The 13,026-nt window shown below is 67.3% G+C and carries 14 protein-coding genes; 9 read left to right on the top strand and 5 right to left on the bottom strand.

Annotated features, from left to right (window positions below; all coding sequences use genetic code 11):
* Entirely contained in the window at positions 1–732 is a 732-nt protein-coding gene (locus RXV79_RS24015; RefSeq protein ID WP_316700607.1) for a sterol desaturase family protein, read from the top strand.
* A gap of 253 nt (positions 733–985) precedes the next feature.
* On the opposite strand, the gene RXV79_RS24010 is transcribed toward RXV79_RS24015, so the two are convergent.
* The 4 genes from RXV79_RS24010 to RXV79_RS23995 all read right to left on the bottom strand — a co-directional run bounded on the left by RXV79_RS24010 (position 986) and on the right by RXV79_RS23995 (position 4,047).
* Positions 986–2,260 carry a HAMP domain-containing sensor histidine kinase gene (locus RXV79_RS24010; protein ID WP_316700606.1) on the bottom strand — a complete coding sequence of 425 codons (1,275 nt, stop codon included), beginning with the start codon at positions 2,258–2,260 and terminating at the stop codon, positions 986–988.
* Between the two features lie 17 nt (positions 2,261–2,277).
* Positions 2,278–2,967 (bottom strand): response regulator transcription factor, encoded by a 690-nt coding sequence (locus RXV79_RS24005; protein WP_316700605.1) that lies wholly within the window; start codon positions 2,965–2,967, stop codon positions 2,278–2,280.
* 28 nt (positions 2,968–2,995) lie between these two features.
* A complete protein-coding gene (locus RXV79_RS24000) occupies positions 2,996–3,475 on the bottom strand; it encodes a Spy/CpxP family protein refolding chaperone (RefSeq protein ID WP_316700604.1) in 480 nt (159 codons plus the stop codon).
* Positions 3,476–3,585: 110 nt separating this feature from the next.
* Positions 3,586–4,047 carry a DM13 domain-containing protein gene (locus RXV79_RS23995; protein WP_316700603.1) on the bottom strand — a complete coding sequence of 154 codons (462 nt, stop codon included), beginning with the start codon at positions 4,045–4,047 and terminating at the stop codon, positions 3,586–3,588.
* Positions 4,048–4,168: 121 nt separating this feature from the next.
* Between RXV79_RS23995 and RXV79_RS23990 the strand changes: the two genes are divergently transcribed.
* The 4 genes from RXV79_RS23990 (at position 4,169) to RXV79_RS23975 (ending at position 8,450) form a co-directional block, all read left to right on the top strand.
* The gene (locus tag RXV79_RS23990) at positions 4,169–5,089 is read left to right on the top strand and encodes a non-homologous end joining protein Ku (RefSeq protein WP_316700601.1); all 921 of its coding nucleotides are present in this window, start codon (positions 4,169–4,171) and stop codon (positions 5,087–5,089) included.
* Positions 5,086–5,892, top strand: a complete 807-nt coding sequence (locus RXV79_RS23985) for a tetratricopeptide repeat protein (RefSeq protein WP_316700599.1) — start codon at positions 5,086–5,088, stop codon at positions 5,890–5,892. Before RXV79_RS23990 ends, RXV79_RS23985 begins: the two co-directional genes overlap by 4 nt.
* 212 nt (positions 5,893–6,104) lie before the next feature.
* Complete coding sequence (locus RXV79_RS23980; protein ID WP_316700598.1) at positions 6,105–7,775, top strand: YncE family protein; 1,671 nt, start codon at positions 6,105–6,107, stop codon at positions 7,773–7,775.
* 75 nt (positions 7,776–7,850) lie between these two features.
* Positions 7,851–8,450 (top strand): M15 family metallopeptidase, encoded by a 600-nt coding sequence (locus tag RXV79_RS23975; protein WP_316700597.1) that lies wholly within the window; start codon positions 7,851–7,853, stop codon positions 8,448–8,450.
* Here RXV79_RS23975 and RXV79_RS23970 read toward each other — a convergent pair.
* Positions 8,447–9,223, bottom strand: coding sequence for an SGNH/GDSL hydrolase family protein (locus RXV79_RS23970; protein ID WP_316700595.1), 777 nt, complete (start codon positions 9,221–9,223; stop codon positions 8,447–8,449). The genes RXV79_RS23975 and RXV79_RS23970 overlap by 4 nt on opposite strands.
* 187 nt (positions 9,224–9,410) lie before the next feature.
* Between RXV79_RS23970 and RXV79_RS23965 the strand changes: the two genes are divergently transcribed.
* From RXV79_RS23965 to cynS, 4 genes are read left to right on the top strand one after another with little or no spacing between them, the layout of a single operon-like run.
* A complete protein-coding gene (locus RXV79_RS23965; protein ID WP_316700594.1) occupies positions 9,411–10,817 on the top strand; it encodes a CmpA/NrtA family ABC transporter substrate-binding protein in 1,407 nt (468 codons plus the stop codon).
* Positions 10,814–11,695, top strand: a complete 882-nt coding sequence (gene ntrB / locus RXV79_RS23960; protein WP_316700593.1) for a nitrate ABC transporter permease — start codon at positions 10,814–10,816, stop codon at positions 11,693–11,695. Before RXV79_RS23965 ends, ntrB begins: the two co-directional genes overlap by 4 nt.
* Entirely contained in the window at positions 11,685–12,560 is an 876-nt protein-coding gene (locus RXV79_RS23955; protein ID WP_316700592.1) for an ABC transporter ATP-binding protein, read from the top strand. Before ntrB ends, RXV79_RS23955 begins: the two co-directional genes overlap by 11 nt.
* 22 nt (positions 12,561–12,582) lie before the next feature.
* A complete protein-coding gene (gene cynS, locus RXV79_RS23950; RefSeq protein WP_316700591.1) occupies positions 12,583–13,026 on the top strand; it encodes a cyanase in 444 nt (147 codons plus the stop codon).

Below are 13,026 nucleotides of genomic sequence, written 5' to 3'. Positions count from 1 at the left end.
ATGCGCGCGCTCTTCGACGCTCCCTTCGCCTGGTGGCTCGCCGCCGACTGGCCGCTCGCGCTGGCCGCGGTGCTCGCCTTCCACCTGGCCCTCTACCTCGTGGGCGGCAGCGTCGCGTCGTGGATGACCTTCCGCCTATTCCCTGCACTCGACATCGGCCACGTGATCGACAACCAGCCGCTCAAGCCGAAGCAGATCCGCACCGAGTTGCGCAATGGCTTGATGACCTGCGCGGTGCTGGCGGCCGTCTCGCTGGCCTACCGGCCGCTCGCCCATGGCATCTGGCCCGAGACGCTGTGGCAGGCCGCGTGGCAGCTCGGCGCCTTCGTGCTTTTCAACAATGTCTACGCCTACGGCACGCACCGCCTGCTGCACCACCCGTGGCTGATGCGCTTCCACAGCGTGCACCACTGGTCGGTGCGGGTCACGCCTTGGTCGGGCTACAGCGTGCACCCGCTGGAGGCTGCGGTGATCGGCGGCACTTTCGTCGGCTTCATGGCGCTCGTGCCGGTGGGCGTGGGCACCATCGCGCTGCTGCACATGATGGGCATCGTGTTCACCTCCTGCATCCACTGCAACCACGAGCTGATGCCGATGCATGCCGACGACCACTGGCTCAAGCGCCTGGTGTCCGACCCCAAGTTCCACCAGCTCCACCACGAGCGTAGCCGCGTGAACTACGGCTTCACCTCGCCCTGGCTCGACCGGCTCTTGAACACGCTGGGCCGCTGAACAAAAGAAAAAGCCCGCGACCATTGCTGGCGGCGGGCTCGTCTTCCGGGCATGGGGGCTCACCGCTCGAAGCGGCTGCGGCCATGACGGTTTTGCTCTGTGCTGGGTGACGGGTTCCCGTGGTTCCGCCCAATGGTGCGGCCGGTCTTGCATCAGAGAAGAGCTTCAGTGTAGGGGGTTCGTGTTTCGGCGATGTGACGAATAACGGGGCTTTTTCAAGGCTATTGACCTGGCTCAAGCGGCGCACCGGGCGTCAGGTGGGCCAGCGCACCACCGCTTCGAGGCCGGGATGGGCGTTGCGCAACACGAGCGTGCCGCCATGCGACTGTGCGACGAGGCGGCACAGGTACAGCCCCAGGCCGACGCCGCCCGCGGCCCGGGTGCGGGCCACATCGGGCCGATAGAAGGGCTCGGTGAGGCGCGCAAGCTGGTCGTCGGGCACGCCGGGGCCGTGGTCGCGCACGGTGAGCACGGCCCACTCGCCATCGACATGCGTGCTCACCATCGCCGGCCCATCCGACGAGCCGTGGCGCAGCGCGTTGTCGATCACGTTGCGCACCAGCATCGTCGCGCGAGGGCGGTCGAGCGGCACGGCGGGCAGCTCGTCGGCGAGCGTCAGCTGCAAGGGCTGGCCGTCGAAGCCGGCCGCGACCTCACGCACCAAGGTGTTGAGGTCGGTGGGCGTGCGCTGCAGGGCCGAAGGGCCGGCGGCGAGACGCTCGCCTTCCAGCAGGTCGGCGATCAGCGTGCCCATCAGCGCGAGGTCGCGCAGCAGCGCGGCGCGCTCCGGGGTGTCGCCGGAGAGTTCGGCGTTGAGGCGTGCGCGGGTGAGCGGCGAGCGCAGCTCGTGGCTGATGGCCAGCAGCAGCGCGCGCTGGCTGTGCAGCATGCCCTGCAGGCCGGTGGCCATGTCGTTGACCTGCTGCGCGAGGTCGCCCAGCTCGTCGCGGCGGCGGATCGGAATGGGCGCGCTGAAGTTGCCTTCCCCGTAGCGCTGCGCGCCCCGGCGGATGTCGTCGAGCGGGCGGAAGAGCCGGCGCACGGTGGCATACGCCAGGAGCGTGAGCAGCAGCAGGCCGGCGAGCGGCAGCAGCGCGCGCACCGGGTGGCGCTCGTGCCAGACGTTGGTGCCCATGCCGAAGGTGATGCGGTGGCCGTCGGCGGTGCTGCGGGTGAGCAGGCGCCGGCCCCAGTCGTCGTCCTTCACCTGGCGCTTCCACTCGGCGTACTTGCCCGGGTGCGAGTCCCACTGCACGGTGGGCCCGTCGATGCGCACCGAGATCGGCAGTTTCTCGACCAGCGCCTGCGCCCGCGCCAGGTCGGGTGGCGAGCCGATGTCGGCGGCCAGGCGGTCGACGTAGTCGGTGAGCAGCGGCTTGACGAAGAGTTCGAAGCCGCCCGACAGCGCTGCGCGCGTGCCGCCCATGAACACCATCACCGTGCCGGCCGCCAGCACGAGGAAGAGTGCCACGAGGCGCCACTTCAGCGAATGGCGGAAGCGCTGGTGCCAGCGCGGATGGGCTTGCACGTGTCTGCGCCGCCACCTCATGCCCGTGGCACCCCGGCGAAGGTGTAGCCCGCGTTGCGCAGCGTCTTGATGAGCGGCAGCGGCTCGAGCTTCTTGCGCAGGCGGCTCACCAGGATGTCGACCGCGCGGGTGAAGAGATCGGCTTCGCGCCCGCGCAGCTTGTTGAGGATCTCGTCGCGTGTGAAGACACGGCCCGGCTCGCGGGCCAGCATCACCAGCAGTTCGAACTCGGTGCCGGTGAGCTCGAGCAGCTCGCCCTCGCGGTGCACCTCGCGGCGCTGCAGGTCGATGCTCAGGCCCTCGAAGTCGAGCTTCTGCGGCTTCTGGGCATCGCCCGACCCGCCGTTGCGCGAGCGGCGCAGGATCGTCTGCAAGCGCGCGGCCAGCTCGCGCGGCTCGAAGGGCTTGGGCAGGTAGTCGTCGGCGCCGAGTTCGAGGCCCACCACGCGGTCGGTCACGTCGCCACGGGCGGTGAGCATCAGCACCGGGATGTCGCTGTCGTGGCGGATGCGGCGGCAGACCTCGAAGCCGTCCATCTCGGGCAGCATGACGTCGAGGATCACCGCGTCGTAGCGTTGCTCGGCCAGCCGCGCGAGGCCCAGCGTGGGGCGTGCCGCATGGTCGAGCGCGAGGTCGAAACGTTGCAGGTAGGTCGCGAGCGGGGCGGCCAGGTCTTCATCGTCATCGATCAGCAGGATGCGGTGCATGGGCGCGATGCTGACACAAGGCGCCGGTTCATCCGCGCCACCCACGGTGGTGGCCGAAGCGGTCGAGCGCCTCGCGCAGCTTCTGCTGCTGCTCGGGCTTGAGGCTGTCGTAGAAGTCGGCGGCGGCGTTGATGACGGCCGGCGAGGCGCTGCGCATCGCAGTGGTCTTGGCGTCGACCAGCGACTGCGCCTTGGCGCGGTCGAACTGCGCGCCGGCGATCACCGCCTTCAACTCGGCACGCGGCTCGCCGCCGCTTGCCTTCATCGACTGGCGCTGCGCTTCCAGCGTGTCGGCCAGCACGGTGAGCTTGGCCTTCTGGGCGGCGTCGAGGTCGAGCTTGCGGCTCGCCTTGTCGACCATGTGGGCACGTTTCTCAGCGCGCTCGGCTTCGGTGGTGCGGTCACCGAAGTAGCCGTAGTGGCGCTGGTGCGAGCAGGCGGCCAGGCCCCCCGCGAGCAGCGAGACGCCGAAGATGCCGATCAGGGAGCGCTTGAGCCAGGTTCTCATGTCGTGTCCTTTCGAGACGTGTTGAACATGAGGGCATGGTCGGGCGGCGGCGCGTGGGTGTCCTTTCGCGCCCGCATCGTTGTGTTTCGTTTCTTTTCAGCGCCTCGTGATCAGCGGTAGCGCGCCGCGGTGATGAACTGACTGAAGGTCTCGCACCAGATCACGACCGTGTCGTAGCGGGTGAGGTCGGTGCTCGGTGGCAGCGGCAACTCGAAGCGCTCGAAGTTGCGCACGTCGCCCACGCGCAGCATGGTGGGTTTGAGCCGCTTGAAGTCGGCCTCGGTCTCGACGAACTGCGGCGACAGGTAGAGCTTGTAGTCGGGGCCGGGGGCGAGCTTGCCGTCGAAGGCGATGCGGCGTGCGTCAAGCCGCACCTGGCCTTCGCCCCAATGCAGGAGGTCGCTGTCTTTCAGGTCGCGGCGGAACTGGCCTTGGAAGAGCGCCTCGCGCGCGTCCAGGGTCACCGGCGATGGCGGCGCCGCCGTGAGGATGGGCAGCAGGTAGACGCCGGCCGCAAACCCCACGGCCAATGCCACCAGGTGTGTCGCGGTCAGGAGCAAGGCTTTCTTCATGGCGGCGAAGTCGTGGTGTGGCGGTGAACCTTACAGCGCGGCGGGTCGGCGTCGTCCTACAGCCGGTCGATCCGGTGCCCGACGGCGCGAGCCCGGCGGCCGGCGTAGCCTGCGGTCCACCATGGCTGCACGCTCGCTCGCATCGCTCACCCTCGGCTTCGGGCTCGTCTCGATCCCGGTGAAGCTGTTTTCGGCCACCGAGAGTTCGGCCAGCGTCGGCTTCAACCTGCTGACGAAGGACGGCTCGCGCGTGAAGCAGCAGTATGTCTCGGTCAAGACCGGCGAGGTGGTCGAGCGCGCGGCGATGGTCAAGGGCTACGAGTTCGAGAAAGACCACTTCGTGATCTTCGAACCCGAGGAGCTGAAGGCCCTGGAGGCCGAAGCCAGCCACGTGGTCGACATCGTGGCCTTCGTGCCAGACAAGGCCATCGACCCCATCTACTACGACCGCGCCTACTACCTCGGGCCCGACAAGCGCGGCGCGAAGCCTTATTCGCTGCTGATGCAGGCCATGCGCAAGACCAAACGTGTGGCGCTCGCCCGCATGGCCTGGAAGGGCAAGCAGTACGTGGTGCAGGTGCGCCCTGCAGAAGAAGGCCTGGTGTTGCAGCAGCTGCTCTACGCCGACGAGGTGCGCAGCCTCGGCGAGCTCGACATCGAGACCGTGAGCGTCTCCGACGCCGAGGTGCAGCTGGCCACCCAGCTCATCGAGCAGATCTCGGCCGACAACTACGACCCGGCGCAGTTCCAGGATGAAGAGAAGGCGCGGATCCTCGCTGCCATCGACAAGAAGATCGCCGGCAAGAAGATCGTCGCCGCGCATCGCCCCGATGAAGCGCCGGGCACAAGTGGCGGGCAGGTGATCGACATCATGGATGCGCTGCGCGCGAGCCTGGCGAAGAAGGGCAGCGCGAAGGCTGCGCCGGCCAAGGCCACCGCGGCGGCCGACACCGCCACGCTGAAGGAGCGCAAGCCACCCCGGCGCGCCGCGGCGAGCCCCGCCCCCGCAGCCGCCCCGGCCCGCGCTCGCGCAAGGAAGTGAGCCCCTCGGGTGCGGACGACCGCCAGGCCACGCTGAGCCTGCGCAAGGTGCAGGCCCTGCTCGGCCTGCCGGCCCATGTGGTGAACGGTCTGATCGAGGCCGGCGTCGTCACGCCCACCCGTGGCCCGCGCCATGCGTGGCGCTTCACCTTCCAGGATGTGGTGCTGTTGCGCACCGCGCACCGGCTGCGCACGGCGCAGGTGCCGTCGCGCAAGCTGCTGCGTGCCTTGGCGCGGGTGAAGGGCGGGCTGGGCCCGCTGCCACTGAGCGGCGTGCGCCTGACGGCCATCGACCGCCAGGTCGTCGTGCGCGAGGGACCGTTGCAGTGGGAGGCCGAGAGCGGCCAGCTGCTCATGGATTTCGACCGCGCGGCGGCGCCGGTCGTCCAGCCGCTGCCGCAGGAGACGGTCGACTGGTTCGCCGAAGGCGTGGCCCTCGAAGCGCACGACGCCGCGGCGGCCGAGAAGGCCTACCGCCTGGCCCTGGCGGCCGACCCCGTGCATGCGCCGGCGTGGCTCAACCTCAGCGCGCTGATGTGCGAACAGGGTCGCTGCGACGACGCTGTGCAGACGCTCGACGAGGCGCTCCTGCATTTGCCCGACAACGCCGATCTGCATTTCAACCGTGGCATCGCGCTCGAAGACCAGCAGCGGCACGACGAGGCCATCGCCGCCTACGAGCGTGCGCTTACCTTACGGCCCGAACTCGCCGACGCGCACTACAACCTCGCCTGCTTGCATGAGCGAACCGGGCGGCCACATCGCGCCTTGCGACACCTGAATGAGTACCGGCGGTTGACGTAGGTCGCTGCGATACTCCCGAACCGGCGGTCGCCAGAGCGTTTCCTTGCGCCACAAGAGCGGCCGAGTGTCTAGTTTCCAGGGAGGATTCAATGAAGAACAGAGCGCACCTGTGGGGTGTGTCATGCCTGCTGGTTGTCTTGTCGGCCTGCGGAGGGGGAGGTGGCGACTCCGTCACGACTCCATCCACCACACCGCAGACCAGGGCAGCCCTCGTGACCTTGTCCGAGGACAACCTGCCAACGGGAGTTCGCATCGACCGTCGCAGCAGCAACTATTTTCCGGCCGCGGCCGGCGACAGCTGGACATACGAACGGCGGCAGGATGGGGGAGCGCAGGGTGAGACGCTCACGCGCACGGTGTCAAGCGAATCGGGAACCGATGTCCGGGTGACGGAGACGGCACAGGGCGAATCCAACTTCACGGTGTACCGTCGCACCAGCGAAGGCATCGTCGCGGTGCAGCCAATGGCTGACGCACCGGCGGTGGTGAATCAGATCGTGGGCGACCTTCTGGAATACGCGGAGCCCTTCTACCAGGCCGGGGCACGGCGCTCGCATGTCCGCCAGGGTAGCGCTGGCGAGGATTTCGATGGAGACGGGGTGACGGACAGCTTTCGCATCGAGTTGCGTCAGGTGTTCGTCGGCTTCGAGAGGATCACATTGCCAAACGGAAGCGTCTTCACTGATGTGGCGCGCTTTCACAACGAGTGGCTGGTCACCTTGCAGCCGTCGAACATGCGCTACGAGATACAGACTTCCGTGTCGATGGAGGAAGCCTGGTGGGCGCCGCGGGTAGGGCTGATTCGCGCCGAGCGCTCCATGGTCGATGCATCCGGGGCGCAAATCGAGCAGCCGTACACCCTGGTCCTGACCGCCGGGACGGTCGCTGGTGTTGACGTGTTCGGGAACACAGGCAACTTCGTCCGCGTTCCCTTGCTTCATGCGGCACTGGTGTTCGATGCCACACGGAACCGCTACTACGCCAGCGTGCCCGGCAGTGTGCCGGTCTATGGCAACCAGATTGCAATCATCGAGCCGACGACGGGCGCGGTGACCTATGCCGGCCGCAGTGTGGGATCCCAGCCCGCTGCCTTGGTCATGCATCCCAGCGGAAACGCGTTGTATGTGGGCCTTAACGGAACGGGTGAGGTGGTCAAGCTCAACCTGCCAGATTTCTCCGAGGCGTGGCGAGTCCGTTTGCCATCGTCGCCCTATTACGGGCAGATGCTGACGGAGAAGCTCGCCGTCTCGCCGTCAGATGCGGATGTGATCGCCGTGTCTCTGATGCGCACCGGCGTGTCGCCTCGGCACGGTGGGGTGGTGCTTGTCCGCGGTGGCGTGTTGCAGCCTCGCATGACCGGCGACCACACTGGCAGCAATCTCATCACCTTCGGTGCCGACGGCAGTTCGGTCTACGGCTTTAACAACGAAAGCACCGAGTTCGGGTTGCGGCGTATGTCCGTGGTGGCCGATGGTCTGCAGCAGGTGCAGGTGGTGTCGGCCGGTGGCAACTTCGGCACTCGCACGCTGGAGTGGTCGCCGCATGGGCTCTTGCTCGACCGCACGCTCTACCGCAGCACGGATCTGGCGCAACTGGGCCAGGTCGGGGTCGAGGGGACGTGCCGGGTGCTCAATGTGCCGAATCGCTTGGTGTGCACAGAGTCCTCAGCGTTTTCAGCCACCGCGAATTCACGGCTGGCCGTTGTCGACGCGACGACACAGGTGATCCTCGGCACCCCCGTGTATGGCTTCTCGCTGGCAGGCGCGTCACCCTCCGAACTCGTGGCCGGTCCGGCAGGGCAAGTCGCGATCCGCACCAACGCCACGTATTGGTCGTCACCCGCAGATTCCGTCGTACTGTTCAACAGTGTGGCGCTGCAATAGTTCTCATCCCCCCGGCGTAAAGCCGGGCATTTCTCTCCGGCATATGCTTGCAAGGGTGTGAATCGATCCCTGCCCATGCGCTGCGAAGACATCGCAACCCACCCCGATTTCCGTGCCCTGTCGTCCATCAGCGGCGTGGCAGTGGACCTGCGTTATGTCGGCCCTCGCAACTTCGTGGGGCGTGACCTCTACGGTGAGCTCGATTGCGCATGGCTGCATCGGCTGGCGGCCGAGGGGTTGGGGCGTTCGGTGTCAGAACTCACCAAGCTCGCGCCCGGATACAGAATCCTCGTGCTGGATGCGCTGCGCCCGCACCGCGTGCAGGTCGAGCTGTGGGAGTTCCTCGACGGCACCGGCCTGCGCCAGTACGTGGCCGACCCCGCGCGCGGCTCCATCCACTCCTTCGGCATGGCGCTCGACGTGACGATCATCGATGCGAACGGCGACGAGCTTGACATGGGCAGCGGCTTCGACGAGATGGACGAGCTTTCGCACCCCAAGCTCGAAGCCGAGCACCTCGCCAGCGGGGCGCTCACGCCCACGCAGGTCACGAACCGCGAGCTGCTGCGCCGGGTGATGGCGGCGGGCGGCTTCAACGGCGTCGACAACGAGTGGTGGCACTTCGACATGCTCGACCGCAGCGTCGTGCGGCAGACTTTCGTGCGGGTCGACTAGCTGCCCGGTGTGCTGCGCGCAGGCGCCAGCCGCTGCGCGAGCGTCGACTGCGCCAGCAGCTCCTGGAACCAGACCTGGTAGCCGCCGTCGCTCGGGTGCAGCCCGTCCTTCGCGTTCAAGGCCTTGTGCTGCGCAAACGGGTCGTCCGCCCGCTCCTTGAAGAGCCGCACGTAGCCCACGCCTTGCCGTTGTGCGGCGTCGCGCACCAGCGCATGCAGCTCACGCGAGCGTGAGGCCATCCACCACGAGAGAGGCGGGAAGAAGAAGGGCGCGTTGCCCACGTTGCCGGCCGGCATCAGCACCACCGTGTCGGCACGCGCCTTGGCGAGTTGCACGATACGGTCGAGGTGGCTGGGGGTGTTGTCGAGATTGCGCAGGCGGATCACGTCGTTGCCGCCCGCGAGCATGAGCACGATGTCGAAGCGGGCGTCGCTGGCCTCGAGCTGGTGCGGCACTTCGGCGAGCGTCGCGCCGTCACGGCCGCGGTTCTCGATGTGCAGGCCGGGGTAGGCCTGGGCCAGCAGGCCGGCGAGGCTCTTGTCGGGTGAACTGGCGCCGGTGCCCACGGCGGTGCTGTCGCCCACGATCAGCAGCCGCACGGGCGCGGCGTCAACGTGGTGCTGCAGGGGCTCGCTCTCGCGGGCCAGCTCCACCGCGGTGTGCAGCCGCGTGACGGTGCAACCGGCCAGCAGCAGGACCGCGGCGGCCGCGCCCCAGGCGAGCAGCCTCGTGGGGTGGTAATGCGAGGGGCGGGAACGGGGCAGGGTGCGCATGTCCCCTCGATCATGGCGCTCGCGGTGCCGCCTGTGCACCGGCTTCCGGCGAAACCTGCGGTAGTCGCGCTCCTACACCTGCGGCACCGGTTTGTAGTGCCAGCCCTACACCACAAACCCGGTTGCCGCGATGGCCCGAAGCGGGCCCGATTCCTAGCATGACGTCACCGTTCATCGAAGGCCCGCCATGCGCACCGACAACCGTTTCGACCCCTACGACGCCGACCGTCCTCTCATGATGCGCTGCGCCTGCGGCCAGCACGCGTCGGCCGAGGAGCACCGGGGTGCCGAGGCGGCCGTTGCCGAACTGAAGCGGCGCAGCGAGACGGCCGAGTTCGAGGCGTATTCGAACGACTTCATCGAGGCCTCGCTCGTGAAGGCACTCTTCCCGCACGACGCGATGCGTCGGCGCTTCCTGCGCGCAGTGGGCAAGGGCACGGCGATGGCGGCGATCGGCAGCGTGCTGCCGGTGGCGTCGCTGCAGGCGATGGCCCAGGAGAAAGGCGCATTGGAGAAGCGCGATCTCAAGATCGGCTTCATCCCCATCACCTGCGCCACGCCGCTCATCATGGCGCACCCGCTCGGCTTCTATTCGAAGCAGGGCCTGGACGTGCAGGTCGTGAAGACGGCCGGCTGGGCGCTCATCCGCGACAAGATGCTCAACAAGGAGTACGACGCCACGCACTTCCTCTCGCCGATGCCGCTCGCGATCTCGCTGGGCGTGGGCAGCAACCCTACGCCGATGAACGTGGCGACCATCCAGAACACCAACGGCCAGGCGATCACGCTGCACGTCAGGCACAAGGACAAGCGCGACCCGAAGGACTGGAAGGGCTTCAAGTTCGCGGTGCCCTTCGAGTACTCGATGCACAACTTCCTGCTGCGCTACTACGTGGCCGAAGCGGGGTTGGACCCGGATCGCGACATCCAGATCCGCGTGGTGCCGCCGCCCGAGATGGTGGCCAATCTGCGCGCCGGCAACATCGACGGCTACCTCGGGCCCGACCCGTTCAACCAGCGCGCGGTGTTCGAGGAGGTGGGCTTCATCCACCTGCTGACCAAGGATCTGTGGAACGGCCACCCGTGCTGCGCCTTCGGCACCAGCACCGAGTTCATCCAGAAGAACCCCAACACCTTCGCCGCGCTGTACCGCGCGGTGCTGACGTCGGCCGCGATGGCCCGCGAGGCGCGCAACCGTGAGCTGATCGCCAAGGTGATCGCACCGCAGGCCTACCTCAACCAGCCGGAGACGGTGCTCACGCAGGTGCTCACCGGCAAGTTCGCCGATGGCCTGGGCAACGTGAAGAACGTGCCCGACCGCGCCGACTTCGATCCCATCCCCTGGCAGAGCATGGCGGTGTGGATGCTGACGCAGATGAAGCGCTGGGGCTATGTGAAGGGCGAGGTCAACTACAAGCAGATCGCGGAGAAGGTCTTCCTGCTCACCGACGCGAAGAAGCAGATGAAGGCGCTGGACATGAAGGTGCCTGACGGGGCGTATCCGAAGATCACCGTGATGGGGAAGGTGTTCGACCCGGAGAAGGCCGATGCCTACGTCAACGGCTTCGCCATCAAGCGCACCCCGAACGCATGAACGCTGCACGCTCGCTGGGCTTGCGCGCAGGCCTGCTCTCGGCCCTGCTCCTGCTCGTGCTGCTGGCTGTGTGGCATGTGGCCACGCTCAGCAGCGCGCCGGTTGCGGCCGCCGCGCCGGCGCTGACGCCCGAGCAGATCGAATACGCCAAGCTGATGGGCAAGGACCCGGCGGCCACTGGCGCACCCACCGCGAAGTCGGGCTTCCCGACGCTTGCGCAGATGGGCAGCACGATCGCGAAGCACCTGTCGCAACCGTTCTACGACAACGGGCCCAACGACAAGGGCATCGCGCTGCAACTCGGTTACTCGCTGGCGCGGGTGGGCCTGGGCTACCTGCTGGCCGCGCTGGTGGCGATCCCGCTCGGCTTCGTGATCGGCATGAGTCCGCTCGTCTACCGCGCGCTCGACCCGTTCATCCAGGTGCTGAAGCCCATCTCGCCGCTCGCGTGGATGCCGCTCGCGCTCTACACGATCAAGGACTCGTCGATCAGCGGCATCTTCGTGATCTTCATCTGCTCGGTGTGGCCGATGCTGATCAACACCGCCTTCGGCGTGGCGAGCGTGCGGCGCGAGTGGCTCAACGTGGCGCGCACGCTGGAGGTGACGCCGCTGCGCCGCGCGTTCGAGGTGATCCTGCCGGCGGCCGCGCCGACCATCCTCACCGGCATGCGCATCAGCATGGGCATCGCCTGGCTCGTGATCGTGGCGGCCGAGATGCTGGTGGGCGGCACGGGCATCGGCTATTTCGTGTGGAACGAGTGGAACAACCTCTCGCTGCCCAACGTGCTCTTCGCGATCCTGACCATCGGCGTGGTCGGCATGTTGCTCGACCTGATGTTCGCCAAGTTGCAGAAAGCGGTGACCTATGTCGACTGAAAGCTTTCTGAAGATCGAAGGGCTGGCCAAGCGCTACGGCGACAGCACCGTCTTCGACAGCGTCAACTTCGAGATCCGCCAGGGCGAGTTCGTCTGCATCATCGGCCACAGCGGCTGCGGCAAGACGACCATCCTCAACGTGCTCGCGGGCCTGGAGCAGGCGAGCGAGGGCCATGTGTTCATGGACAACCGCGAGATCGCCGGCCCGAGCCTGGAGCGCGGCGTGGTGTTCCAGGGCCATGCGCTGATGCCCTGGCTCACGGTGCGGGCCAACATCGCCTTCGCGGTGCGCAGCAAGTGGCCCCTGTGGAACCGCTCGCAGGTCAACGAGCACGTGGAGAAGTACGTGGCGATGGTGGGCCTGTCGGCCGCCATCGACAAGAAGCCCTCGGCACTCTCCGGCGGCATGAAACAGCGTGTGGGCATCGCGAGGGCGTTCGCCATCCAGCCGCGCATGCTGCTGCTCGACGAGCCATTCGGTGCGCTCGATGCACTCACACGCGGCACCATTCAAGACGAGCTGCTGCGCATCTGCGCCGAGACGCACCAGACCGTCTTCATGATCACGCACGACGTCGACGAGGCCATCCTGCTCGCCGACCGCATCCTGCTGATGAGCAACGGCCCGCAAGCGCGTGTGGCCGAGATCGTGAAGAACACCATGCCGCGCGACCGCGCGCGCGCCACGCTGCACCACGACCCGCAGTACTACCGCATCCGCAACCACCTGGTCGACTTTCTCGTGGCGCGCTCGAAGGAGCTGTCGCACGGCAAGGCGCCGGTGCAGCCGCCCGAGGTGAGCCCGGGCCTGCAGGAACCGCTTCCCGAACCCCCGCCGCGCATGCCCCTGCATCGCGTGGCTTGATCTCTCAACGAAGGAGCAGAAGATGAGCCGTCTCGATGTCACCGAAAAGATCGTCGCCACCAAGGTCGCCAAAGGCCTCAAGTGGTCGGACGTGGCCCAGAAGGTGGGCCTCAGCAAGGAGTGGGTCACCGCCGCCTGTCTCGGGCAGATGACGCTGGATGCGAAGCAGGCCGGCATCGTCGGCGAGATCTTCGGCCTCACCGACGCCGAGCAGAAGTGGCTGCAGGTCGTGCCCTACAAGGGCTCGCTGCCGACGAGCGTGCCGACCGATCCGCTGATCTACCGCTTCTACGAGCTGGTGAGCGTCTACGGCACGACCTTCAAGGAACTGATCCATGAAGAGTTCGGCGACGGGATCATGAGCGCGATCGATTTCAAGATGGACCTGACCCGCGAGGCCGACCCGAAGGGTGACCGCGTGTCGATCAACATGTCGGGCAAGTTCCTTCCCTATAAGACGTACTGA

It is taken from the genome of Piscinibacter gummiphilus (assembly GCF_032681285.1).
GTDB classification, from domain to species: domain Bacteria; phylum Pseudomonadota; class Gammaproteobacteria; order Burkholderiales; family Burkholderiaceae_C; genus Rhizobacter; species Rhizobacter gummiphilus_A.
This window is presented reverse-complemented; position numbering and strand designations above follow the sequence as displayed.